The 22,860-nt window shown below is 72.8% G+C and carries 22 protein-coding genes and 2 pseudogenes; 7 read left to right on the forward strand and 17 right to left on the reverse strand.

The window, feature by feature from the left end:
* Positions 1-60: 60 nt before the first annotated feature.
* Positions 61-1,130: pseudogene (locus N8I86_RS13835) on the forward strand (M4 family metallopeptidase).
* A 21-nt stretch (positions 1,131-1,151) separates the two neighbouring features.
* Positions 1,152-1,418 (forward strand): protealysin inhibitor emfourin, encoded by a 267-nt coding sequence (locus tag N8I86_RS13840; protein WP_263277891.1) that lies wholly within the window; start codon positions 1,152-1,154, stop codon positions 1,416-1,418.
* An 80-nt stretch (positions 1,419-1,498) separates the two neighbouring features.
* On the opposite strand, the gene N8I86_RS13845 is transcribed toward N8I86_RS13840, so the two are convergent.
* The gene (locus N8I86_RS13845; protein ID WP_073893815.1) at positions 1,499-2,047 is read right to left on the reverse strand and encodes a GNAT family N-acetyltransferase; all 549 of its coding nucleotides are present in this window, start codon (positions 2,045-2,047) and stop codon (positions 1,499-1,501) included.
* A 104-nt stretch (positions 2,048-2,151) separates the two neighbouring features.
* On the opposite strand from N8I86_RS13845, the gene N8I86_RS13850 reads away from it, so the two are divergent.
* Both N8I86_RS13850 and N8I86_RS13855 read left to right on the forward strand, forming a co-directional pair.
* On the forward strand, positions 2,152-3,465 hold the full coding sequence (locus tag N8I86_RS13850) for a GH1 family beta-glucosidase (RefSeq protein WP_073893817.1): 1,314 nt from the start codon (positions 2,152-2,154) through the stop codon (positions 3,463-3,465).
* Complete coding sequence (locus N8I86_RS13855; RefSeq protein WP_263277892.1) at positions 3,462-4,715, forward strand: MFS transporter; 1,254 nt, start codon at positions 3,462-3,464, stop codon at positions 4,713-4,715. The genes N8I86_RS13850 and N8I86_RS13855 overlap by 4 nt, the downstream gene beginning before the upstream one ends.
* A 3-nt stretch (positions 4,716-4,718) precedes the next feature.
* Here the strand turns inward: N8I86_RS13855 and era are convergent, their stop codons facing one another.
* A complete protein-coding gene (gene era, locus N8I86_RS13860) occupies positions 4,719-5,672 on the reverse strand; it encodes a GTPase Era (protein ID WP_073894154.1) in 954 nt (317 codons plus the stop codon).
* Positions 5,673-5,859: 187 nt separating this feature from the next.
* On the opposite strand from era, the gene N8I86_RS13865 reads away from it, so the two are divergent.
* The gene (locus N8I86_RS13865; protein WP_073894156.1) at positions 5,860-7,176 is read left to right on the forward strand and encodes an ammonium transporter; all 1,317 of its coding nucleotides are present in this window, start codon (positions 5,860-5,862) and stop codon (positions 7,174-7,176) included.
* Entirely contained in the window at positions 7,173-7,511 is a 339-nt protein-coding gene (locus N8I86_RS13870; RefSeq protein ID WP_073893820.1) for a P-II family nitrogen regulator, read from the forward strand. The genes N8I86_RS13865 and N8I86_RS13870 overlap by 4 nt, the downstream gene beginning before the upstream one ends.
* Here the strand turns inward: N8I86_RS13870 and N8I86_RS13875 are convergent.
* The 12 genes and pseudogenes from N8I86_RS13875 to N8I86_RS13930 all read right to left on the reverse strand — a co-directional run bounded on the left by N8I86_RS13875 (position 7,405) and on the right by N8I86_RS13930 (position 18,993).
* On the reverse strand, positions 7,405-8,433 hold the full coding sequence (locus N8I86_RS13875; protein WP_263277893.1) for a DUF916 domain-containing protein: 1,029 nt from the start codon (positions 8,431-8,433) through the stop codon (positions 7,405-7,407). The genes N8I86_RS13870 and N8I86_RS13875 overlap by 107 nt on opposite strands.
* A gap of 97 nt (positions 8,434-8,530) precedes the next feature.
* Complete coding sequence (locus tag N8I86_RS13880) at positions 8,531-9,859, reverse strand: beta-xylosidase (protein WP_263277894.1); 1,329 nt, start codon at positions 9,857-9,859, stop codon at positions 8,531-8,533.
* A 160-nt stretch (positions 9,860-10,019) separates the two neighbouring features.
* Positions 10,020-10,496: a hypothetical protein gene (locus N8I86_RS13885; RefSeq protein ID WP_263277895.1), complete on the reverse strand. Its 477-nt coding sequence runs from the start codon at positions 10,494-10,496 to the stop codon at positions 10,020-10,022.
* Positions 10,497-10,706: 210 nt separating this feature from the next.
* Positions 10,707-11,060 (reverse strand): cytidine deaminase, encoded by a 354-nt coding sequence (locus N8I86_RS13890; RefSeq protein ID WP_073893826.1) that lies wholly within the window; start codon positions 11,058-11,060, stop codon positions 10,707-10,709.
* Between the two features lie 69 nt (positions 11,061-11,129).
* The gene (locus N8I86_RS13895; RefSeq protein ID WP_263277896.1) at positions 11,130-12,149 is read right to left on the reverse strand and encodes a S66 family peptidase; all 1,020 of its coding nucleotides are present in this window, start codon (positions 12,147-12,149) and stop codon (positions 11,130-11,132) included.
* Positions 12,150-12,192: 43 nt separating this feature from the next.
* Entirely contained in the window at positions 12,193-12,552 is a 360-nt protein-coding gene (locus N8I86_RS13900; RefSeq protein ID WP_123437934.1) for an MmcQ/YjbR family DNA-binding protein, read from the reverse strand.
* Positions 12,549-13,850 (reverse strand): hemolysin family protein, encoded by a 1,302-nt coding sequence (locus tag N8I86_RS13905; RefSeq protein WP_073893829.1) that lies wholly within the window; start codon positions 13,848-13,850, stop codon positions 12,549-12,551. The genes N8I86_RS13900 and N8I86_RS13905 overlap by 4 nt, the downstream gene beginning before the upstream one ends.
* Before the next feature lie 9 nt (positions 13,851-13,859).
* Positions 13,860-14,357 carry an rRNA maturation RNase YbeY gene (gene ybeY / locus N8I86_RS13910; RefSeq protein ID WP_073893832.1) on the reverse strand — a complete coding sequence of 166 codons (498 nt, stop codon included), beginning with the start codon at positions 14,355-14,357 and terminating at the stop codon, positions 13,860-13,862.
* A gap of 12 nt (positions 14,358-14,369) precedes the next feature.
* Entirely contained in the window at positions 14,370-15,449 is a 1,080-nt protein-coding gene (locus tag N8I86_RS13915; RefSeq protein WP_073893834.1) for a PhoH family protein, read from the reverse strand.
* A gap of 130 nt (positions 15,450-15,579) precedes the next feature.
* A pseudogene (locus N8I86_RS13920) lies at positions 15,580-16,694 on the reverse strand (carbohydrate kinase family protein).
* Positions 16,695-16,810: 116 nt separating this feature from the next.
* Complete coding sequence (locus N8I86_RS13925) at positions 16,811-18,100, reverse strand: glucarate dehydratase family protein (RefSeq protein WP_263277897.1); 1,290 nt, start codon at positions 18,098-18,100, stop codon at positions 16,811-16,813.
* Entirely contained in the window at positions 18,097-18,993 is an 897-nt protein-coding gene (locus tag N8I86_RS13930) for a 5-dehydro-4-deoxyglucarate dehydratase (protein ID WP_263280099.1), read from the reverse strand. The genes N8I86_RS13925 and N8I86_RS13930 overlap by 4 nt, the downstream gene beginning before the upstream one ends.
* A gap of 357 nt (positions 18,994-19,350) precedes the next feature.
* Between N8I86_RS13930 and N8I86_RS13935 the strand changes: the two genes are divergently transcribed.
* Positions 19,351-20,592, forward strand: coding sequence for an MFS transporter (locus tag N8I86_RS13935; RefSeq protein ID WP_263277898.1), 1,242 nt, complete (start codon positions 19,351-19,353; stop codon positions 20,590-20,592).
* On the opposite strand, the gene N8I86_RS13940 is transcribed toward N8I86_RS13935, so the two are convergent.
* The 3 genes from N8I86_RS13940 to N8I86_RS13950 are packed head-to-tail and all read right to left on the reverse strand — an operon-like array spanning position 20,544 to position 22,834.
* On the reverse strand, positions 20,544-21,548 hold the full coding sequence (locus N8I86_RS13940; protein ID WP_263277899.1) for an adenosine deaminase: 1,005 nt from the start codon (positions 21,546-21,548) through the stop codon (positions 20,544-20,546). The two genes, N8I86_RS13935 and N8I86_RS13940, sit on opposite strands and share 49 nt — an antisense overlap.
* Before the next feature lie 20 nt (positions 21,549-21,568).
* Complete coding sequence (locus N8I86_RS13945; protein ID WP_263277900.1) at positions 21,569-22,474, reverse strand: ribonuclease Z; 906 nt, start codon at positions 22,472-22,474, stop codon at positions 21,569-21,571.
* Between the two features lie 6 nt (positions 22,475-22,480).
* Positions 22,481-22,834: a histidine triad nucleotide-binding protein gene (locus N8I86_RS13950; RefSeq protein WP_073893846.1), complete on the reverse strand. Its 354-nt coding sequence runs from the start codon at positions 22,832-22,834 to the stop codon at positions 22,481-22,483.
* Between the last annotated feature and the right edge of the window lie 26 nt (positions 22,835-22,860).

Here is a 22,860-nt window from a genome sequence, read left to right on the forward strand (position 1 = left end):
TTTCACCAATCATGGTTGCGAGTAGTGACATCACTGTCACGCAGTGCAAAGGTGCCGGGCATGACGACCAACGGGGGCTCTGTGCCCGTCTTCTGCACGATCGTGCCGCCCCACGTCCTCGACCGGCTCGCCCGGGCCGAGGACCCCGGACTGTCCGGACCGGCCCGCCGGTCCCTGGAGCACGACGCCTACCAGCGCACCAAGCGCCGCCTGACCACGGTGATCGGCGCGCCGCCGCCGCCGCGCCGGCCGGCGGCGCCGCCGACCGGCCGCAGCGCACGATCTACGACGCCGGCCACACCCAGGACCTGCCCGGCACCGAGGTCCGCGGGGAGGGCTCGGAGGCCGGCTCCGACGCCACCGTCAACCGCGCCTACGCGGGCCTCGGCGCCACCTTCGACCTGTACCTGAAGGCGTACGGCCGGCACTCCATCGACGACGAGGGGCTGCCCCTCGACGCCACGGTCCACTTCGGCGAGGGGTACGACAACGCCTTCTGGAACGGCGAGCAGATGGTGTTCGGCGACGGTGACAACGAGATCTTCCTCGACTTCACCATCCCGGTGGACGTCATCGGGCACGAGCTGACCCACGGCGTCACCCAGCACACCGCGAACCTGGAGTACTTCGGGCAGTCCGGGGCGCTCAACGAGTCGCTGTCCGATGTCTTCGGCTCGCTGATCAAGCAGTACACGCTCGGCCAGACCGCCGCCGAGGCCGACTGGCTGATCGGCGCCGGGCTCCTCGCCCCGCGCGTCACCGGCACCGCCCTGCGCTCGATGAAGGCCCCGGGCACGGCGTACGACGACGACGTCCTCGGCAAGGACCCGCAGCCGGCCACCATGGAGCACTACGTCCGCACCGGCCGCGACAACGGCGGCGTGCACATCAACTCCGGCATCCCGAACCACGCCTTCTACCTGGCCGCGAGCGCCCTCGGCGGCTACGCCTGGGAGAAGACCGGGCAGATCTGGTACGACGTGCTGACCGGCGGTGAACTGAAGGCGGACGCCCTGTTCGCCGACTTCGCCACGCTGACGGTGAAGGCGGCCCGCGAGCGGTACGGCGCCGGGGACGAACTCCAGGCCGTGCAGAAGTCCTGGGAACAGGTCGGGGTGCGGACGCTGTAGTTCCGTACTACACAGGGACCCATGCGAATTCGAGTACGGCGCACGGGCGGTTTCGCGGGCATCGAGCGCCTGGCCGAGATGGACACCTCGGGCCGCGCGGACGCCCACGAGTGGGAGAGCCTGGCCGAACGCGTCCTCGCGTCCGGCCGGGCCGCTCCGCCCGCCGGCGTCCCCGACGGCTTCCGCTACGAGATCACGGTGGACGGCCGCACGGTCCACGCGGCCGATCCCCGACTCAGCGAGCCGGAGCGGGAGTTGGTCTCCCGGGTGCTGAAGGAGGGCGCCTGACGGAGGGCGCCCCACCCCGTTTCAGCGCCCCTCCACACCTCAGCGCCCCGCCACACCTCAGCGGGCCGCTTCCCCACGTCTCAGCGGGCCGCTTCCCACTCCTCGCGCAGGAGCCCGAAGAGCACCTCGTCGTGCCACTCGCCGCCCACGAGCACCGCCGCCCGGCGGCGCCCCTCCTCGGTGAAGCCCAGGCGGCGGAACGCCCGCTGGGCGCGCTCGTTCCCGCTCCAGGTCTCCAGCTCGACCCGGTGCAGCCGGCAGGCGCCGAACAGGTGGTCCAGCAGCAGCGACAGCGCCTCACCGCCGTGGCCGGTGCCCCACAGGTCCCGCTCGCCGATGGTGATCCCGACCGTGGCCCGCCCGGCGAACGGGTCCAGGCCCCGGTAGTCGGCCATGCCGACCGGCCGGCCGCCGCCGAGCTCCTCGACGGTGAAGGTGGCGCCGTCGCGCGGGTCCTCGCGCAGGCGGCCCTCGTGGAACCGCTCCATGGCGGCACGGGTCACCGGGCCGAAGCCTGGATGGCCGCCGGTCGCCCAGTGGGCCACCTCCGGGTCGTTGCGCCAGCGCAGCTGGGCGTCCAGGTCCTCGGCGCGCAGGGCGCGCAGTCGCACGAGCTTGCCTTCGATCATCCGGTGATCATAGAACTCTCCGCGGGGCCGCGGCTCGCTCACGCCAACCAGTGCTTCGAGCACGGGCGTTGACGTGAGTTACCTGGGGTAAGGATGATCCGGCCATGGCGACTGACGCAGGCGATCCGATGCCCCGCTTCCCGGACGGCTTCCTGTGGGGTGTCTCGACCTCCGCCCACCAGATCGAGGGCGCGGCCGAGGACCGCGAGCGGTCCGTGTGGGACGACTTCACGGACGTCCCCGGGCGGGTGAAGGACGGTTCGACGGCGGCGGTCGCCTGCGACCACGTCCACCGCTACCGGGAGGACGTGGCGCTCCTCGCCGGGCTCGGCGTGAACGCCTACCGCTTCTCCGTCTCCTGGCCCCGGGTGAACTCCCCCGGCGGACTCGACTTCTACGACCGCCTCGTCGACGAGCTGTGCGCCGCCGGGGTACGCCCCGTGCCCACCCTCTTCCACTGGGACCTGCCCGCCTCGCTGGACTGGCTGCGCCGGGACACCGCCGCCCGCTTCGCCGCGTACGTGTCGGTGGTGGCCGAACGGCTCGGCGACCGGGTCGGCACCTGGATCACCCTCAACGAGCCCGCGGAGCACACGCTTCTCGGGCACGCGCTCGGCACCCACGCCCCCGGCCGCAAGCTGCTCTTCGACGCCCTTCCGGCCGCCCACCACCAGCTCCTCGCCCACGGGCTCGCGGTGCGGGCACTGCGCGCGGCCGGCGCGACGGACATCGGCATCGCCAACTCCCACGGCCCCACCTGGCCCGCCTCCGGGGCGGCGGCCGACGTGGAGGCGGCCGGCTTCTACGACCTCCTGCTCAACCGCCTCTTCGCCGAACCGGTCCTGCTGGGCCGCTATCCCGACGGCATGGGTGAACTGATGCCCGGGGACGTGGAGTCCGACCTGGCGGTCATCGGCGAACCGCTCGACTGGTACGGCGTCAACTACTACGCCCCGACCCGGGTCGGGGCCCCCGGAGGCGGCGAGTCCGAGTACGGCGGAGTGACGCTGCCCGACGAACTCCCCTTCTCCCTGAGGGAGATCGAGGGGCGCCCGGTGACCGACTTCGGCTGGCCGGTCGTCCCGGAGGGCCTGACCGAGCTGCTGTGCGGCTTCCGCGAACGCTACGGCGACCGGCTCCCGCCGATCGTCGTCACCGAGAACGGCTGCTCCTACGAGGGCGTCGACGACCAGGACCGCATCGCCTACCTGGACGCCCATCTGCGCGCCCTGCACGCCGCGTCGAAGGCCGGGGTGGACGTGCGCGGCTACTTCGTGTGGTCCCTGATGGACAACTTCGAGTGGGCCGAGGGCTACGCCCGCCGGTTCGGTCTGGTCCACGTCGACTTCACGACCCAGCGGCGCACCCCGAAGGCGTCCTACCACTGGTTCCGGGACGTGCTGCGGAACCAGAAGTGACCACCGCCGGCGCCCCGGCCGCGCTCGCCGAGCCCACGGTCCGGGTGGGGCGGGGCTGGACGGCGGCGCTGTCGCTGGCCAACGGGGCGATCTGGGTGGGCTGGTTCGGTCCGCTGCAGATCCTGCTCGCCTCCCAGGCGGAGGACTTCGCGCCCGGCGCCGGGATGTCGAAGGAGACGCTGCTGGCCTGGGTGACCGGCGTGGGCGCGGTGGTCTCCCTGGTCGCGAACCCGCTCTTCGGCGCCCTGTCGGACCTGACGACCGCCCGGGCGGGCCGCCGTACCCCGTGGATCGTGGCCGGGACGGCGGGCGGCGCGCTCGCGCTGCTGCTGCTCGCCGGCGCGGGCGGGGTGGCGACGATGGCCGCCGGCTGGTGCCTGGTGCAGCTCACCCTGAACGCGGCCTTCGCGGCGGTGACCGCGGCCGTGCCCGACCGGGTGCCGCGGCTCCAGCGGGGCACGGTGGGCGGCTGGCTGGGCGCGGCGCAGATCCTCGGCGTGGTCGCCGGCACGGGACTGGCCGCGGCGGCGGGCGGCGTCCGGGCCGGATACGCGGCCTGCGCGGTGTTCACGGTGGTGGGCGTGCTGCCGTACGTGCTGTGCCACCGGGACCTGCGGCTCGCGCGCGCGGACCGCCCGGCGTGGTCCTGGCGGAGCTTCGCGGCCGGGTTCTGGACGAGTCCGCGCCGCCATCCGGATCTGGCCTGGGCCTGGCTGACCCGGTTCCTGATCAACCTCGGCAACTCGCTGGTGCTGCTGTACCTGCTGTACTACCTCCGCGACCGCCTGCACCATCCCGACCCCGGCCGGGGCGTGCTGATCCTGACGGCCGTCAACAGCCTGACCCTGACCGCGACGGTCGTGGCCGGCGGCGTGTGGTCCGACCGGGTGGGCCGGCGCAAGCCGTTCGTCGTCTGGTCGGGCGTGCTGATGGCGGTGGCGACGGCGCTGCTGGCCGGCTGGCAGACCTGGCCGGGCGCGATCGTGGCGGCGGCCGTGCTGGGAGTCGGCTTCGGCGTGTTCACCTCGGTCGACTTCGCGCTGATGACCGATGTGCTGCCGAAGGCCCTGGACCGGGGCAAGGACCTGGGCGTGATCAACGTGGCCAACGCGCTCCCGCAGGTGGCCGCCCCGGCCCTGGCCGCCCCGATCGTGACCCACCTGGGCGGCTACCGGGCGCTGTACCTGTTCTCCGCGGCGGTCGGCCTGGCCGGCGCGGTGCTGGTGAACCGGATCCGGGGCGTGCGGTGACCCTCAGAAGCCCAGTCGGCGCAGCTGCTTCGGGTCGCGCTGCCAGTCCTTCGCGACCTTGACGTGCAGGTCGAGGAAGACCGGCGTGCCGAGCAGGGCCTCGATCTGCCGGCGGGACTTGATGCCGACGTCCTTCAGGCGCTTGCCCTTGGGGCCGATGATGATGCCCTTCTGGCTGGGGCGCTCGATGTAGACGTTGGCGTGGATGTCCAGCAGCGGCTTGTCCGCCGGACGGTCCTCGCGCGGCAGCATCTCCTCGACGACCACCGCGATGGAGTGCGGCAGCTCGTCGCGGACGCCCTCCAGGGCCGCCTCGCGGATGAGTTCCGCGATCATGACCTGCTCGGGCTCGTCGGTGAGGTCGCCCTCGGGGTAGAGGGCCGGGCCCTCGGGCAGCAGCGGGATCAGCAGGTCCGCCAGCAGGTCGACCTGCTTGTTCGCGGTCGCCGACACCGGGACGATCTGCGCCCACTCGATGCCCAGCTCCTTGCCGAGCTGGTCGATCGCGATGAGCTGCTCGGCCAGGGCACGGGAGTCGACGAGGTCGGTCTTCGTGACGATGGCGACCTTCGGGGACTTGCGGATGCCGGCCAGCTCCTTGGCGATGAAGCGGTCGCCGGGACCGATCTTCTCGTTCGCCGGCAGGCAGAAGCCGATCACGTCGACCTCGGCCCACGTCGTGCGCACGACGTCGTTGAGCCGCTCGCCGAGCAGGGTGCGCGGCTTGTGCAGGCCCGGGGTGTCCACCAGGATCAGCTGGGCTTCGGGCCGGTGCACGATGCCGCGCACCGTGTGCCGCGTCGTCTGCGGCTGGTCGGCGGTGATCGCCACCTTCTGCCCGACCAGAGCGTTCGTGAGGGTGGACTTGCCCGCGTTGGGGCGGCCCACGAAGCAGGCGAAGCCGGCACGGTGGGCGGACTCGGCCGGCTGCTCGGATGACTGGGTACGAACGCTCATGGCGTTCATTGTCCCTGATCCACGGGACCGCGCCGCACCGGCCGTCGTGACCGCCCCGCGCCGGCCCCCGGCGCGGTGAGCTTCCGGAAACCGGCACGCAACGAAACGTCACGGAAACACACCTGTACGCGACCGGAAACCGGCACCCGTGACGCTCTGACGAGCCCCCACACCGTTGGAGACGCCCGTGACCCTCGCCGCCGCGCACGTGAACACCGGCGACACCGCCTGGCTGCTCGCCGCGACCGCCCTCGTCCTGCTGATGACCCCGGGCCTGGCCCTCTTCTACGGCGGCATGGTCCGCACGAAGAGCGTCCTGAACATGCTGATGATGAGCTTCGTCTCCATCGCCCTGGTCACGGTGGTGTGGCTGGCGGCGGGATATTCGCTGGCCTTCGGCGGGGACGCCTTCGCGGGGCTCGTCGGCGGCCTCGGCCACTCCGGCATGCGCGGGATCGGCCCGGACGGTGTCCACGGCACGGTCCCGACCCTGCTCTTCGCGACCTTCCAGCTCACCTTCGCGATCGTCACCGCCGCGCTGATCAGCGGAGCCGTCGCCGACCGGGCGAAGTTCTCGGCCTGGCTGGTGTTCGTACCGGTCTGGACCCTCCTGGTATACGTTCCGGTCGCCCACTGGGTGTGGGGCCCGGGCGGCTGGATCGTGGACCGGCTGGGCGCCCTGGACTTCGCCGGCGGTATGCCCGTCGAGATCGCCTCCGGCGCCTCCGGACTGGCCCTGTGCCTGGTCCTCGGACCGCGGCTCGGTTTCAAGAAGGACGCCATGCGCCCGCACAACCTGCCGATGGTGATCCTCGGCGCGGGTCTGCTCTGGTTCGGCTGGTTCGGTTTCAACGCGGGCAGCGCGCTCGGCGCGAACGGTCTCGCGGCCGCCGCCTTCCTCAACACCCTCGCCGCGGGCTGCACCGGCCTGCTCGGCTGGCTCTTCGTGGAACAGAGGCGGGACGGCCACCCGACCACCCTCGGCGCCGCCTCGGGCGCGGTCGCCGGTCTCGTCGCGATCACGCCGTCCTGCGGCACGGTCTCGCTGCTCGGCGCGCTCGTGGTCGGCCTCGCCGCGGGCGTGGTCTGCAGTTACGCGGTGAGCTGGAAGTTCCGGCTGAACTACGACGACTCCCTGGACGTCGTCGGTGTGCACCTGGTCGGCGGTGTCATCGGCACCCTGCTGATCGGCCTGTTCGCCGAGCGGGCGATGACCGGCGGCACGGAAGGGCTGTTCTACGGCGGCGGGCTGGTCCCGCTGGGCAGGCAGCTGCTCGCCGTGGCGGCCGTCGCGCTGTACGCCTTCGGCGTGACGTACGGCCTGGGCCGGCTGCTCGACAAGGTGATGGGCCTGCGTGCGAGCGAGGACCAGGAGCACACCGGTCTGGACCTTACGGTGCACGCCGAGACGGCCTACGATCACGGGGTCCTGGGGCACGGCGCCCCGGTCTCCCACTCCGTCCTCACCGGCACCAGCGCGCAGAAGGTCGACAGCCAGGCATGAAGCTCATCACCGCGATCGTCAAGCCGTACCGTCTGGACTCGGTCAAGACCGCCCTCCAGGAGCTGGGGGTGCAGGGCCTGACCGTGACCGAGGCGAGCGGCTACGGCCGGCAGCGCGGCCACACCGAGGTGTACCGGGGTGCCGAGTACCGGGTCGACCTGGTGCCGAAGGTGCGCATCGAGGTGGTGGTGGACGACGCCGCCGCGGACGACGTGATCGACGCGGTCGTCAGGGCCGCGCAGACGGGGAAGATCGGGGACGGGAAGGTGTGGTCCGTACCCGTGGAGACGGTCGTGCGGGTGCGGACCGGCGAGCGCGGCCCCGACGCGCTCTGACCAGCAGCACCCCGGTCACCGCGCCGGCCGCGAACACCAGCGTCGCGAGCAGCCACGGCAGCGCGAGGAACGAGGCGCTCGCCGACTCCCGGGTGCCCGGCGCGCGCACGGTGAGCGTCACGTCGGCCCGGTCGAGCTGGGGCGCCCCCTGCCAGGTCTCGGTGAGCCGTACCCGCTGTCCGGGGAGCAGCTCGGAGGGCATCCGGGTGAGTTCGCGGTCGAGCAGCGTCCGGCCGAACAGTCCGCGCGCGGTCAGCCGGGCCTTGGGGTGGAGGGTGACGTTCCCGGTGTTGCGCAGGGTGTAGGAGACCGTCGCCGTGCTGTCGCCGAAGCCGGGCATCGCGGGCTGGTGGTGGCCGATCCGCAGGTGCTCGACGGCCAGGGCGCCCAGCGTGGGACCGCCGACCCGGAGGTAGACGCGGGCGCCGACGGCCCGCCGCACACCGAGCGCGAGTCTGCCGGTGCCGGGGTCGACCCGCTCGTCGAGGGCGACGATCGCGCCGGGGTGGTCGCCGGGTTCGGCGCCGTCGGGGACGCGCAGGGTGAACGGCACGGTGACGGTCCGGTGGCCGGGCACGGTGATCCGTGACGTCGCGGGCCGCGCCCAGGCGCCGACCCCGCGCATGCGCTCCTTGACCGTGCGCACGGCGAACCCGCCGTCGCGGGCGGTGTTGTAGGCGTCGGCCGCGTAGAGCCGGAAGGTGAGCGGGCGGCCGGTCTTGTTCTGGACGGCGACCTTGTCGGTGAGGGTCTGTCCGGGGTCGGCGGAGAGGTAGAAGTAGGGGCGCGCGGCGACCTTCGAGGCGACCGGGTAGACGGACCAGCTGCCGTTGTCGGCGGCCCGTGCCGGTGTGCCGAGAACACCGAGGACGCCGAGGAGGAGGGGGAGCAGGCTCAGGAGGAGGACGTACGGCTTGCGCATGGGTGCGGACCCCCCGTGGGCTCGGGGTGGTGGCGGTCGGGCGGGTGCGGCCCCGGTCGTAGGGCGGGGCGCCCGGCCACCGGTGTCGGGGTGCGGGTCAGGTGAGGGTGAGGGTCAGGACGCCGGAGTACGCGCCGGGAGGCGTGAACGCCGGTACGTCGAGGGAGAGTCCGGCGTCGACGGTGAACTCACCGCCGGTGACCGTGCCGTCGGGGGTCGACGCGAGGGTCGCTCCCGTCAGGCCCACGGCGCCCGCCGAACCGGCCTTGCAGGTGCTGGGGCTGCCCGCCTTGGTCGCGCAGGCGGGGGTCCAGCTCAGCTTTCCGGCGTCGATCTTGGCACCGGGGCCGGTGAAGTCGGTGACCTTGCCGGTCAGGGACCAGCCCGCGGGCCCGCCGCGGTAGTCCTTGACGGTCACCGTCCGCAGGGCTCCGGTCGAGGCCCCGCCCTTGCCGAAGTCGACCGCCGACAGCGCGACGGCGTCCCCGGCCTGGGACATGGACAGGGTGCCCGCCTTGACGGTGGTCGTCAGCTTCTGGCTGCCGGGCGGGACGGGGGTGGTGTCGTTGACGACGTAGGCCGCGGGGCCCGCGCCCTTGTCCGTGGTCCAGGACGCGCCCTCGTAGGCCACGACCCCGGTCGTCGTCTTGTCGTTGACGACGAGGGAGCCGCTGAAGGAGCCCTGGGCGTTCGCGGTCACGGTCGCGGTGTCGGCGGTCTGGGTGGTCCCGGACCGTCCGGCCAGGGTGACGCTCGCGCCCGGGGTGAAGTTGGTGCCGCTGACGGTGACGGCGGCGCCGGGGTCACCGGAGGCCGAACCGAGCGAGATTGACCGGGTGTTGGCCGGGGTGCCGTCGGTCGCCGTGACGGTCTCCGAGGTCGGGGCCGGGGGGCTGGTGACCGTGCAGGGGGTGTCCAGCTCCAGGATGTAGCTGGTGTGGATGTTGTAGTCGCCGGGCGAGAGGGTGATCTGCCCGGCCTTGGTGACGGTGAACGTGCCGGTCATGGAGAAGGACGGGAAGGGTGCCTTCCCCGGCACCGGGGTGTTCTTCTTCGGCCCGGCGACCGTGACGGACCCGGTCTGGGCGCCGCCGAGCGCGACCTTGCCGGTCGGGGTCATGATGTCGGCCGGCAGGGCCAGGTCGGTGGGGTTGCCCGCGGCGGGGGTGACCACCGTGTAGGTCACGGTGACCGTGTCGCCCACCTTGGGCTTGGTGTTGTCCACCGACACGCTCGCGGTGGTGGTGCCGTCGATCGGCGGCAGGCCGGAGACGGCGGGCGGGATGCAGTGCGTGGCGAAGTCCACGTTCGCGCCGGCGGCACCGGCCGGACAGGCCAGCGCGCCGCCCGCGGTGACCGCGAGGGCGGTCGCCCCGAACAGCGACGCCCAGCGCCACCGTCGGGTTCTTCGGGGTGTCGGACCCATGGGCCCCCTCCTGAGGGTTGCTGGCGCAGCGGCTCATCTGCGCCGACAGGGGGCATTGATGTGGAGCGGGGGTGAGAAGTCAATGGAGATGCCGCAGAAATCTGACGGATCATCAGTTTCTGCGGCATCCGGAACAGATCGCTCACCCGGGGCGGAGCGCTCAGTCGAAGACGAACGGCCCCGGCGCCTGCGGGCCGTTCGCCTTGCAGGTCACGGTGATCCCGAAGATCACCATCTTCAGGGAGCCGCCGTAGGCGTCCAGGCGGTCCCCGGCGGCGACGGTGCCCGGCAGCGGGCCGACGCTGACCGGGTCGCCGGTGTTCATGGCCGGGTTCTTCGTCCCGCTGAACACGACGCCGCCGCCGCCCGCCCTGGCCAGGGTGAGCGTGGAGGAGATCGAGTCCGGCGCGACGGCTACCGGCGCGCTGATCGCGGTGGAGGTGAGGGTGATGGTGGCCGAGGTGCCGTTCTGCGTGGCGGTGAGCGTGGCCGCGCCGCCGCCGAAGAAGCCGCAGCTCGCGGTGATGGTCGCCGTCTGGGGGGCGACGGCGGCCGCGGTGGGCGCGAGGGCCAGTCCGATGACCGCGAGGGCCCCGGCCGCCAGTGCCGCACCCGTTGCCGTGCGTGTGCCTCTCATGGGGATCCGCTTCCCTTCCCTGTGGGGATGCCATGTGGGGATGGTCGGAAGGTGCGCCGACGAGCGGCAGGCCGGGCGGGCGGATGCGGGCGCCCGGCGCGGCGGTGCGGATCTGACGGATCGTCGGAAGGTACGGCTTCATTGATGCGCGGGGGACGGGGGACGGCAAGGTGGCATTCCGGCCGACCTGTCGTCCGGTCCCACCGGACGTCAGCCGGCGGAGACGGTCGCCCGCACACTCCCGTCGGCCGAGGCGAGCAGGACGGGCGTCCCGGCGCCGCCGAGATCGGCCACGGCGGCCAGGTCCTCGGCCGCCACCGCCTCCGCGTCGCTCACCACCGCCGCCGCCTCCAGGGACCGCGCCCCCGACGCCACGGCCATCGCGACGGCCGTGCGCAGCGCGCTCAGCCTCAGCGAGGGGAGCTCCACGGACCCCGCGACGTACGTACGCCCGGTGTCGTCCCGTACGGCCGCCCCCTCCGGCACGCCGTTGCGGGCCCGCGCGGAACGGGCCAGGGTGACGATCTTGCGGTCCTCGGGGTCAAGCGCGCTGCTCTCGGTCATGCCCCGAGCATACGAAGCGGCGGTGCGTGCGCCCGGCCGCGGGGGTGCCCCGCCCGTACCCGTGCCGGGTCAGTCCAGGGTCTGGACGATCTCGCTCCGGGTGGCGGTGTGCACGACACGGCCGCGCGCGCCGTTCACCAGGGGCAGACGGGGGCTCACGTGGCCGCACTCGACGTCGGCGACGATCGGCACCCCGAGCGGGCCGAGCGCGTCGAGGACGGCCTCGTACTGGGTGAGGGTGCGGCTGTCCGGGGCGTGGGTGCGGCCCACGAGGACGGCGGCCGCGCGGTCGAAGAACCCGGCGAGGCGCATGCCGTGCAGATTGCGGCAGATGGTGAACGCGTTGTCCTCGCAGGCCTCGACGTAGACGAGCAGCGGCTCGTCCCCGGCGAACCGCGAGGTGTCCAGGTACGGCGTGCCCGCGAGGTTGGCGAGGATCTCGACGCAGCCGCCGATCAGCCGGCCCCGGGCGTCTACGTCCCCCTTCCCGTCCAGCCGCAGCCAGCCGCCCTCGGCGTCCAGGGTCAGGGCGCGGACCTCCGGGTCCGCGGTCCAGTCGTCGAACCCGCCGGACCGGTACCGGCCGGGCGGCGTCTGCGCGAAGGACCCGCCCCGCGGGGCGGTGACGATGTCGAGCCAGGACACCAGGCCCTCGGGGGTCCGGTACGGGGTGTCCATCAGGTTGCCGCCGTGGACGGTCGCCACACCGGTGAGCAGCGTCAGCGGGGTGACGATCGTGGAGATGTCGGACCAGCCGGCCATCCAGGTCGGTTCGGCCCGCCCGATCGCCTCGAAGTCCAGCAGCGGCAGCAGGTCGATCGCGGTCTCCCCACCCCACGGCGGCACCACGGCCCGGATCGCCGGGTCGGTCAGCATCCCGGTGAGTTCCGCGGCGCGCTCGGCGGCGGGGGCGCTGATGTGCGTCGAGCCGTCCATGCACCGGCCCACGACCACCTCGAAGCCGCGGGCCTCGAGGTCGCGCACCGCCACGTCGAGGCGGCCGCGCAGTTCCTCGGCGACCCCGCTGGACGGGGAGGTCACACCGACACGGTCACCGGGGCGCAGCGGGCGCGGGTACCGAACAGTCATGCGCCGGATTCTGACACGAGGTCAGCGCGGTCCCGCAAGGCGATTACCGCCGGTCGAGCCGCAGCCGCTCCGCCCGTGGCAGCCCCGCGACGACGAGGTCGTACGAGTCCTCGATCAGCTCGCGGAGCAGCCGGTCCGGCAGTGCGCCGTCGGCGGCCACCGTGTTCCAGTGCCGCTTGTTCATGTGGTAGCCGGGGACGATCAGCCCCTCGTGCTCGCCGCGCAGCCGGAGCGCGTCCTCCGGGTCGCACTTGAGGTTGACCGTCAGGGGCCGCGCGTCCAGGGCCGTCAGGGCGAACATCTTGCCCAGCACCTTGAAGACCGAGGTCTCCGGGTTGAACGGGAAGTCCTCCACGACCGCGTTGAAGGACAGGCAGAAGGCGCGCAGCTCCCCGGGCGTCACTCGGGCTCCTCCTCTTCGGCGGGCGGCACGGGGACCGGCTCCACCAGGACCGTGACGATCTTGTTGCGGCGGCCGGCCGCCGCCTCCGCCGTCAGCTTCAGCCTGCGCTCGTCGGGCAGTTCCACCTCGGCGGACGCGCTCGCGATGGGCACGCGGCCGAGGGCCTTGGCGAGCAGTCCGCCGACGGTCTCCACGTCCTCGTCGTCGTACTCCTCCAGGCCGTACAGCTCGCCGAGGTCGGTGATGTCGAGACGGGCGGTGACCCGGTAGCGGTCGTCCCCGAGGTCCTCCACGGGCGGCAGTTCCCGGTCGTACTCGTCGGTGATCTCACCGACGATCTCCTCCAGGATGTCCTCGATGGTGACGATGCCCGCGGTGCCGCCGTACTCGTCGATGACGACGGCGACGTGGTTGCGTTCCTTCTGCATCTCGCGCAGCAGGTCGCCGGCGTTCTTGGTGTCGGGCACGAACACGGCCGGGCGCATAGCGGTGGACACCAGGTCGCTCTCCGCGTCCCGGCTGATGTGCGTCTTGCGGACCAGGTCCTTCAGGTACACGATCCCGACGATGTCGTCCTCGCTCTCGCCGGTGACCGGGATCCGGGAGAACCCGGAGCGCAGGGCGAGGGTGAGGGCCTGCCGGATGGTCTTGTACCGCTCGATGACGACGAGGTCGGTCCGCGGGACCATGACCTCGCGCACGAGCGTGTCGCCGAGCTCGAAGACCGAGTGCACCATGCGGCGCTCGTCGTCCTCGATCAGCGACTCCTTCTCGGCGAGGTCGACCAGCGCGCGCAGCTCCGCCTCGGAGGCGAAGGGGCCGCGGCGGAAGCCCTTGCCGGGGGTGAGCGCGTTGCCGATGAGGATCAGCAGGGACGGGACGGGTCCCATGATCCGGGCGAGCGGCAGCAGCACGTACGCCGCCGCGGTCGCGGTGTTCAGCGGGTGCTGGCGGCCGATGGTGCGCGGGGAGACGCCGACGGCGACGTACGACACGAGGACCATCACGCCGATGGCGACCAGCAGCGCCTGCCAGGTGGTGTCGAACTCCTGGAGGCAGGCGTAGGTCACCAGGGCCGCGGCGGCCATCTCGCAGGCGACGCGGACCAGCAGGGCCACGTTGAGGTAGCGGGTGGGGTCGGCGGCGATCTGCGCGAGCTTGGCGCCGCCGCGCCGGCCCGACTTCACGGCCTCCTCGGCACGGAAGCTGGAGACCCGCGCGAGGCCCGCCTCCGCGCAGGCGGCGAGCCAGGCGACGACGACCAGCGCGATCGCGCCGATCACGATCTGTGGAGACATGCCGCCCGCTTACGAGACGGTCGGCGCCGGGGACGGCCCGGTCAGCCCGTGCTCGGACCGCCACCCGTCCACGATGGCGGCCTGGAGCCCGAACATCTCGGCCTTCTCGTCGGGCTCCTCGTGGTCGTAGCCGAGCAGGTGCAGCACCCCGTGGACGGTGAGCAGCTGGAGCTCCTCGTCCATGGAGTGCTGCGTGGGCGCCTCGGCCCCCTGCTTGGTGGCGACCTCCGGGCACAGCACGATGTCGCCGAGCAGCCCCTGCGGCGGCTCGTCGTCGTCCTTCGTGGGCGGCCGCAGCTCGTCCATCGGGAACGACATGACATCGGTCGGCCCGGGCAGGTCCATCCACTGGATGTGCAGCTGCTCCATGGCGTCTTCGTCCACGACGATCACCGAGAGCTCGGACAGCGGGTGGATGCGCATCCGAGCGAGCGCGTAGCGGGCGATGTCGAGGATCGCCTGCTCGTCGACCTCGGTGCCGGACTCGTTGTTGACGTCGATCGACATGGTCGTGCTGGTCTACTTCCCCTTGGGAGCCTTGGCACCGGTTCTGCCGCGGCCGCCCTTGTGGGTGCCGTTCTCGGTGCCGTGCTTGCTGTCGTACAACTCGTACGCGTCGACGATACGGCCCACCAGCTTGTGCCGTACGACATCGTGGGACGACAGCCGGGAGAAGTGGACGTCCTCCACGCCCTCCAGGATCTCCTGCACCTGCCGCAGACCGGACTTGGTGCCGTTCGGCAGGTCGACCTGCGTCACGTCACCGGTGATCACGATCTTCGAGTCGAAGCCGAGGCGGGTGAGGAACATCTTCATCTGTTCGGGGCTCGTGTTCTGGGCCTCGTCCAGGATGATGAAGGCGTCGTTGAGCGTGCGTCCGCGCATGTAGGCGAGCGGCGCGACCTCGATCGTCCCGGCGGCCATGAGCCGCGGGATGGAGTCGGGGTCGAGCATGTCGTGCAGCGCGTCGTACAGCGGGCGCAGGTAGGGGTCGATCTTCTCGTAGAGCGTGCCGGGCAGGAAGCCCAGCCGCTCGCCGGCCTCGACCGCGGGACGGGTCAGGATGATGCGGTTGACCTGCTTGGACTGCAGGGCCTGGACGGCCTTGGCCATGGCCAGGTAGGTCTTTCCGGTACCGGCGGGGCCGATGCCGAAGACGATCGTGTGCTTGTCGATCGCGTCGACGTACCGCTTCTGGTTGAGGGTCTTCGGGCGGATCGTGCGGCCCCGCGAGGACAGGATGTTCTGCGTCAGTACCTCGGCCGGGGTCTCCGGCCCGTCGCTCGTCCCGTTCTCGCTCGCCTTGAGCATGGCGATCGAGCGTTCCACTGCGTCCTCCGTCATCGGCTGCCCGGTGCGGAGCACCAGCATCATCTCGTCGAACACGCGCGAAATGAGGGCGACGTCCTGGGGGTCGCCGACCGCGCTGATCTCATTGCCCCGGACATGGATGTCGGCCGCCGGGAAAGCCCTCTCGATCACGCGCAGGAGGGAGTCGCCGGAGCCCAGCACGGTCACCATGGGGTGCTGGGCGGGGACGGTCAGTTGTGCTCTCGCCTGCTCCTGCGCGGGGGTGTGAGCTGTGGGTGTCTGTGTCATGGGCCGGCGCTGAAGGCCTGCGCTTCCTCCTCGTCACGGCCGCATGGCTGAGGGCGGCCTCGCCGTTCCAGGGTACGACGGTGGACCGACAAGCCTGTAGGACTTTTCCGCCGGACGGCGGCCGGCCCGTTCAGCCGGACCGGCGGAACCCGATGGTCGGCACCGCCCGGGCGAGCGGCCAGGGCCGGTCCAGCTCCTCGGGCACCAGCCCCTCCAGGAACGCGTACCGACGCAGCGCCGCCGGGTCCTGCCCCTCCACGGACTGCACCCGCCGCCACCACGCCCCGATCTCCGACCACCCCGGCGCGGACAGCGACCCCCCGAACTCCTGCACGGACAGGGCCGCCGTGAGCCCGGCGAAGGCCAGCCGGTCGGCCAGCGGCCACCCCGCGAGGGAGCCCGTCACGAACCCGGCGACGAACACGTCGCCCGCCCCGGTCGGGTCCAGCGCCTCCACCGCGATCGCCGGGACCTCGGCCGTCTCCCCCGTGCGCCGGTCCACCGCGTACGCCCCCTCGGACCCGAGGGTCACCACCGCCACCGGGACGTGCTCGGTCAGCGCGTGCGCGGCCTCCCGGGGGCAGGGGGCGCCGGTGTACCGCTTCGCCTCCTCCGCGTTCGGCAGGAAGGCCTCGCAGTGCTCCAGGTCGGCCAGCCCGCGCAGGTCCCACGCCCCGGTCTCGTCCCAGCCGACGTCGGCGAAGATCCGGGTGCCGGCGCGGGCGGCCCGCGCGATCCACGGGGCGCGGCGGCCGGGGGTCAGGGAGGCGACGGCCGCCCGGGCGGGGGCGGGAAGCCCGGCGCGCCCTGCTGGACGAGCACGGCCTCCGGCGGCGGCTCGTGCCCGTGCGACACCATCGTGCGTTCGCCCTCGTACGCCATGGAGACGGTCACCGGCGAGTGCCAGCCGGGGACGGTCCGCGAGGCGGACAGGTCGATGCCCTCGCCCTGTTCGAGCGCGTCCCAGCAGTACTCGCCGTAGTGGTCGTCGCCGAAGGCCGCGGCGAGGAGGGTGCGCAGGCCGAGGCGGGCCAGGGCGGCGGCCATGTTGGCGACCCCGCCGGGGCTGGAGCCCATGCCCCGGGCCCAGGACTCGGTACCGCGCACCGGCGCCGAGTCCAGGCCGGTGAAGACGATGTCGAGGAAGACCGTGCCCGTGAGGCAGACGTCCCAGGGCGGGTCGCCCGGGGCGCGCAGCGCGGTCAGCGGGTCGGTCCGGGCCCGGCAGCGCGTGGCGGGCGTCAGATGGTCCGGTTCCTCTCCGGCGACGGTGTACGAGGGGGTCACGGTGCGCTCCCTGACGTGGTGCGGTTCTGGCCAGTGTGCACCAGGTCACCCACCGGAACCGCCCGCGGTGCCCGTCACCAGCGGGGCATCACCGGTGGGTGCCACCCCGGTTCGCCCGCGCGCATGGCCGCCGCGTCGTCGCGGTCCCGCAGCGCGCCGTCGTCCTCGGCCCACCGCCGGTGCAGCCGGGCCAGTTCGTCCCGGTCGAGTTCGACGCCGAGCCCCGGCCCGTCGGGCACCGCGACCCGGCCGCCGGTGAAGAGGAGCCGCTCGGTGAGGACGTCCTCGGACTGCCAGGGGTAGTGGGAGTCGCAGGCGTGGTGGAGGTCCGGCACGGTCGAGGCCACGTGGGTCATGGCGGCGAGGCTGATGCCGAGATGGGTGTTGGAGTGCATGGACACCCCGACGCCGAAGGCGGCGCAGATCGCGGCGAGGTGCCGGGTGTTGCGCAGGCCGCCCCAGTAGTGGTGGTCGGAGAGGACGACCTGGACGGCGTCCTTCGTGAACGCCTCCGCGATCTCGCCGAAGGTGGTCACGCACATGTTGGTGGCGAGGGGGACGTCGGTCCCGGCCGCGACCTCGGCCATGGCGGGCGTGCCGAGCGTGGGGTCCTCCAGGTACTCCAGGACGTCCCCGAGTTCGGCGGCCACCTTCAGCGAGGTCGCGACCGACCAGGCGCCGTTGGGGTCGAGGCGCAGCGGGTGCCCGGGGAACGCCTCGGCGAGGGCGCGGACGGCCGCGATCTCCTCCTCGGGCGGGAAGACGCCGCCCTTGAGCTTGAACGAGCCGAAGCCGTGCCGCCGCCGCAACTCCCGTGCCTGGGCGACGATTCCGGCCGGATCCAGGGCGGCGCCCCACGGGTCCGGCCCGGCGGCCGTGCCCGCCGGGTGCCCGGCCCACTTGTAGAACAGGTAGGCGCTGTACTCCACGCTGTCGCGGACCTTGCCGCCGAGCAGGGCGTGCACCGGCAGTCCGAGCGCCCTGCCCTGGGCGTCCAGGCAGGCGACCTCGAACGCGGACAGCACGGACAGCCGCAGCTTGTCGGCGCTCTGCACCCCGCGCAGCCCGCCGGCGTCCACGGCGTCCCGGACCCGGGACTCGTCCACGGCGAGGTCCAGGGCGAAGAGACCGTTCACATCCATGACCGACCGGCCGGGGAGCCGTTCGGCCAGCGCCCGGGCCGGTTCCAGGTACTTGGTGTCGCCGTACGTCTCGCCGATCCCGGTGGTCCCGTCGGCCGTGACGATCTCCACGATCAGCCGGGGGGTGTACGGCTGGTGCACCCCCTGGGTGTTGAGCAGCGGCGGGTCGGCGACCAGGATCGGCGTCAGCCGCACCTCGGCGATGGTCAGGTCACGGGTCACAGGGCGGCTCCCACGAGGTCGAGTCCGGCGGCGAGGAGGGTCCTCAGGGCGGCGAGGTCGCCGGGCGAGGGCTCGGTGAGCGGGGCCCGCACGGGTCCGACCCGCTGCCCGCGCAGCCGGGCCGCCGCCTTCACCAGGGACACGGCGTAGCCGGGCGCGCGGTCGCGGAGCTCGACGAAGGGGACGTAGAAGGCGCGCAGCAGCTTGTCGACGCCGCCGTGGTCCCCGTCGCGGAGCGCGGTGAAGAAGGCGTCGGCGATCTCGGGCGCGAAGGCGTGCACGGCCGAGGAGTAGGCGGGGACGCCGACGGCCGCGTAGGCGCGGGCCTGGATCTCGGCGGTGGCGGCGCCGTTGAAGAAGAGGAAGCCGTCGGGGGCGGCGAGGGTGAGGCGCTGGAGCCGGTCGAGGTCGCTGTGCCCGTCCTTGAGGCCGATGACGTTCGGGAGGCGGGCGATGCGCCGCAACGACGCGGCGGTGTAGGCGACCTGGCCGCGCTGATAGGTGATCAGCGGCAGCGGGGTGCGGGCGGCGAGCTGCTCCAGCTGGGCGGCGAGGCCGTCCTGCGGGGCCTCGACCAGGTAGTGCGGCAGTACGAGCAGGGCGTCGGCGCCGGCCTCCGCGGCGATCCGCGCGAACCGGGCCGCCTGCGCCCAGCCGTATCCGGTGCCGGCCACGACGGGCACCCGTCCGGCCGCCTCCTCGACGGTGATGCCGACGACCCTCCGGTACTCGTCCTCGTCCAGCGAGAAGAACTCGCCGGTGCCGCACGCCGGGAAGACGGCGCCGCATCCGGCGGCGAGGCGCCCGGCGACGTGCGCCCGGAAGCCGTCGGGGTCGAGGGAGCCGTCCTCGTGGAAGGCGGTGAGCGGGAAGGACAGCACGCCGCGCGCCATCCCCTCCCGCAGTCGTCGCGCCACGTTCTGCGGAGCCGGGTCGCCGCCCACCTGACCATCTCCCCTTATGAATGCCGTCCATGTATGAGAACAGAGGCTAGATACACGGATGCTCGGCCGTCAATGGCGGACACACGAAAGGCCCCACCCGGCGCGGAGCGGGCGGAGCCTCGGAAGTCGGCGCCTCCTACCCGGCCCCCACACCCTCAAACGCAAGAGTGGCCCGGATCACACCCCCCGATCTTCTTCCGGAACCACGTGCTTGATACAACTTGCTCGCGCGTTCCTGTCCGTCGACGGTCGTCGCCCTCCCCCTCCTCTTTGAGCCTCGCTCCTTTCGCCTGCCCTGGAACGCCCGTGTCGCCCGCCCGCACCCTGCCCTGGCCCCTCGTCGCCCTTTTCACGGCCGGGTATCTCGCCCCCTATCTGCTGCCGACCACCGTCGGCAGACTCGACAGCGGACTCCCGCTCACCGCCACCCAGGCCGGCGCCATCGGCAGTGCCCTGCTGCTGAGTTCGGCGGCGGCGGGCTTCCTGCTGGCGTCCCGGGTGGACCGGTTCGGACCCCGGGCACTCGCGCGCGCCGGCCTCGCGTTCGCCTTCCTCGGCTACGGCGGTGCCGCCGTCACGGACGCCGTGCCCGCCGTCGTCGCGGGCGCGCTCCTCGGCGGGTTCGGGTCCGGCACGGTCACCGCGGTCGCCGCGAGCGGCATCGCCGCCAACCGGGACCCGCACCGCGTCACCACCCTCGGCCTGCTCGGCGTCTCCGCCCTGGCCGGCGCCCTCTACCTGACGATCCCGCACCTCGGTCCGGGCCACGGGCTCCCCCTGGCCGCCGTCGCGCTGACCGCGCTCGCCGTCTGGCCGTTCACCGGGCGTCTGTCGGTCCGCACGGCACCGGCCCGCGCCGCCTCCGGGTACGGCCGTCTCCCCCACCCGCGGGCCGGCCTGCTGCTCGCCGCCGCCATGCCCTGCTGGTCCCTCGCCCAGAACTCCCTGTGGGGTGTCAGCGGCCGGATCGGACTCGCCCAGGCCCACCTCACGGAGGTCACCGTGGGCGCGGTGTTCGCGATCGCGCTGGGCGCCGGACTGCTCGGTGTGCTGGGCGCGGGGGCGCTCGGCCCGCGCCTCGGGCGCGCGCTGCCCATCGGCGGCGGCACGGCGCTCATCGCCGCCTGCATCGCGCTCAGCGCCTCGGCGACGGACCTGCCGGCCTTCGCGGCCGGCGAGATCTCCTGGAACCTTCTCTACCCGGTCGTGCTGTCGTACGTCATCGGACTCGCCGCCTCCCTGGACCCGCGCGGCCGCTGGGCGGTCCTGGTCGGCTCGGCGTCCTCCCTGGGCACCGCGGCCGGGCCGCTGGCCGGCAGCCTGCTCGCGGGCTGGGCGGGATTCCCGGGCATGGGACTGCTGCTCGGCGCCGGACTGCTGCTGATCGCCGCGCCGATGACGGCGGTGGCGCTGCGTACGGGCAGGCGTCCCGTGCCGGTCGTGGAACTCCCGGTCGTGGAGGTCCCGGTGGAGACGCCCGCCGTGGCCGCCCGGCAGGCCTACGAGACCGCGTCCCCGAACTCGTACGCCTCGACCTCGGCGATGTAGCGGGCGCGCCGCTCCTCGTCGTCCTCCAGGAAGGAGGCGAGGAAGGAGTTGCGGGCCAGTTCGCGCAGCCGGTCCTCGGTCAGCCCCAGGGTCCGCCGCACGGCGGTGAAGTTGTCGCCGGCGTACCCGCCGAAGTACGCCGGGTCGTCGGAGTTCACCGTGCACAGCAGGCCGGCGTCGAGCATGGCCGGCAGCGGATGGTCGGCCAGGGTGTCGACGGTGCGCAGGCGGACGTTGGACAGCGGGCAGAGGGTGAGCGGGACGCGGTCCCGGACCAGCCGCTCGACCAGCGCCGGGTCCTCCACGCACCGCAGGCCGTGGTCGACGCGCTCCACACCGAGCACGTCCAGCGCCTCGGTGATGTACTCCGGCGGCCCCTCCTCGCCGGCGTGCGCGACCCGGCGCAGCCCGAGGGCGGCGGCGGCCTCGTACACCTCGCGGAACTTCACCGGCGGATGCCCGACCTCGGCGGAGTCCAGGCCGACGCCGGTGATCCGGTCCAGGTACGGGCGGGCGGCCTCCAGGGTGGCGAGCGCGGACTCGGCGGACTCGTCCCGCAGGAAGCACAGGATCAGCCTGGTGGAGACGCCGTGGTTCTCCTCGGCGGCGCCCAGCGCCCGCCACAGCCCCTCCACGACCGTGCCCATCGGCACGCCTCGCGCGAGGTGGGCCTGCGGGTCGAAGAAGATCTCCGCGTGCCGCACGCCCTGCGCGGCGGCGCGGGCCAGGTAGGCGTCCGCCAGGTCGGCGAAGTCCTGCTCGGTGCGCAGGACGGCCATGAGTTCGTAGTACAGGTTCAGGAAGGACTGGAGGTCCTCGAAGTCGTACGCCTTGCGGAGTTCTTCCGTGTCCGCGTACGGCAGGGTCACCCCGTTGCGGGCGGCCAGCTCGAACGCCAGCTCCGGCTCCAGGGTGCCTTCGATGTGGAGGTGCAGTTCTGCTTTCGGGAGGGGCATCGAAGCATCGTACGGGTGGCTCACCGACGTTTCGGAACCGCGACCCGTTGCAGGTCGTGCGCCACGGTCAGCTCGCCCTCGAAGCCGGCCGCCCGCGCCTGCCGCTCGAACTCCTCCGGTTCGGTGTAGCGCTGGCTGAAGTGGGTGAGCACGAGGTGCCGGACGCCCGCCTCCCGGGCGACGGCGGCGGCCTGCCCGGCCGTCAGGTGCCCGTGCTCCACGGCCAGCGGGGTGTCCTCGTCCAGGAAGGTGGACTCGATGACCAGCAGGTCGCAGCCCTCCGCGAGCGCGTGCACCCCGTCGCACAGCCGGGTGTCCATGACGAACGCGAACCGCTGCCCCCGGCGCACCTCGCTGACGTCCTCCAGCGTCACGTCCCCGATCCGGCCCTCGCGCTGCAGACGGCCCACGTCGGGCCCCTTGATCCCGTGCGCGGCGAGGCGTTCGGGGAGCATGCGGCGGCCGTCGGGTTCGATCAGCCGGTAGCCGTAGGACTCGACCGGGTGGGACAGCCTGCGGGCCTCCAGGGTGTACGACGGCGTCACCGCGAGGATGCCGTCGGCGGCGACCGGCGCCTCGGTGATGCCGACCGTCTCCCGGTAGGCCGTGGAGTAGCGCAGGCGGTCGAAGAAGCGCTGCCCGGAGCGCGGGTAGTGCGCGGTGATCTCGTGCGGCACCTGGTCGAGGTTGATCCGCTGGATCACCCCTGCCAGGCCCAGCGAGTGGTCCCCGTGGAAGTGCGTGACGCAGATCCGGTTCAGGTCGTGGGCGGCGACCCCGGCGCGCAGCATCTGCCGCTGCGTACCCTCGCCGGGGTCGAAGAGCAGGCCCTCGCCGTCCCACCGCAGCAGATAGCCGTTGTGGTTGCGGTGCCGGGTCGGGACCTGGCTGGCGGTGCCGAGGACCACCAGTTCACGGACGGACATGACGGACTATCCGGGGGGCCATTCCAGACCACGGCCGCCGAGGACGTGGGCGTGGGCGTGCCAGACGGTCTGGCCGGCACCGCTGCCGGTGTTGAAGACGATGCGGTAGCTGTCGAGCTTCTCGTCGTCGGCGACGGCCTGCGTCTCGCGCAGCACGTCGGCCGCGAGACCGGGCGCACCGGCGGCGAGGACGGCGGCGGTCTCGTAGTGCGCCTTGGGGATCACCAGGACGTGCGTGGGGGCCTGGGGGTTTATGTCCCGGAAGGCGACGGTCGTCTCGGTCTCGCGGACGATCGTCGCCGGGATCCGGCCCGCGACGATCTTGCAGAACAGGCAGTCGTCCTGCGGTTCCCCAGCCATACGCTGCGCTCGCTTTCGGCGGTGAT

This window comes from Streptomyces albidicamelliae (genome assembly GCF_025642175.1).
GTDB classification, from domain to species: domain Bacteria; phylum Actinomycetota; class Actinomycetes; order Streptomycetales; family Streptomycetaceae; genus Streptomyces; species Streptomyces albidocamelliae.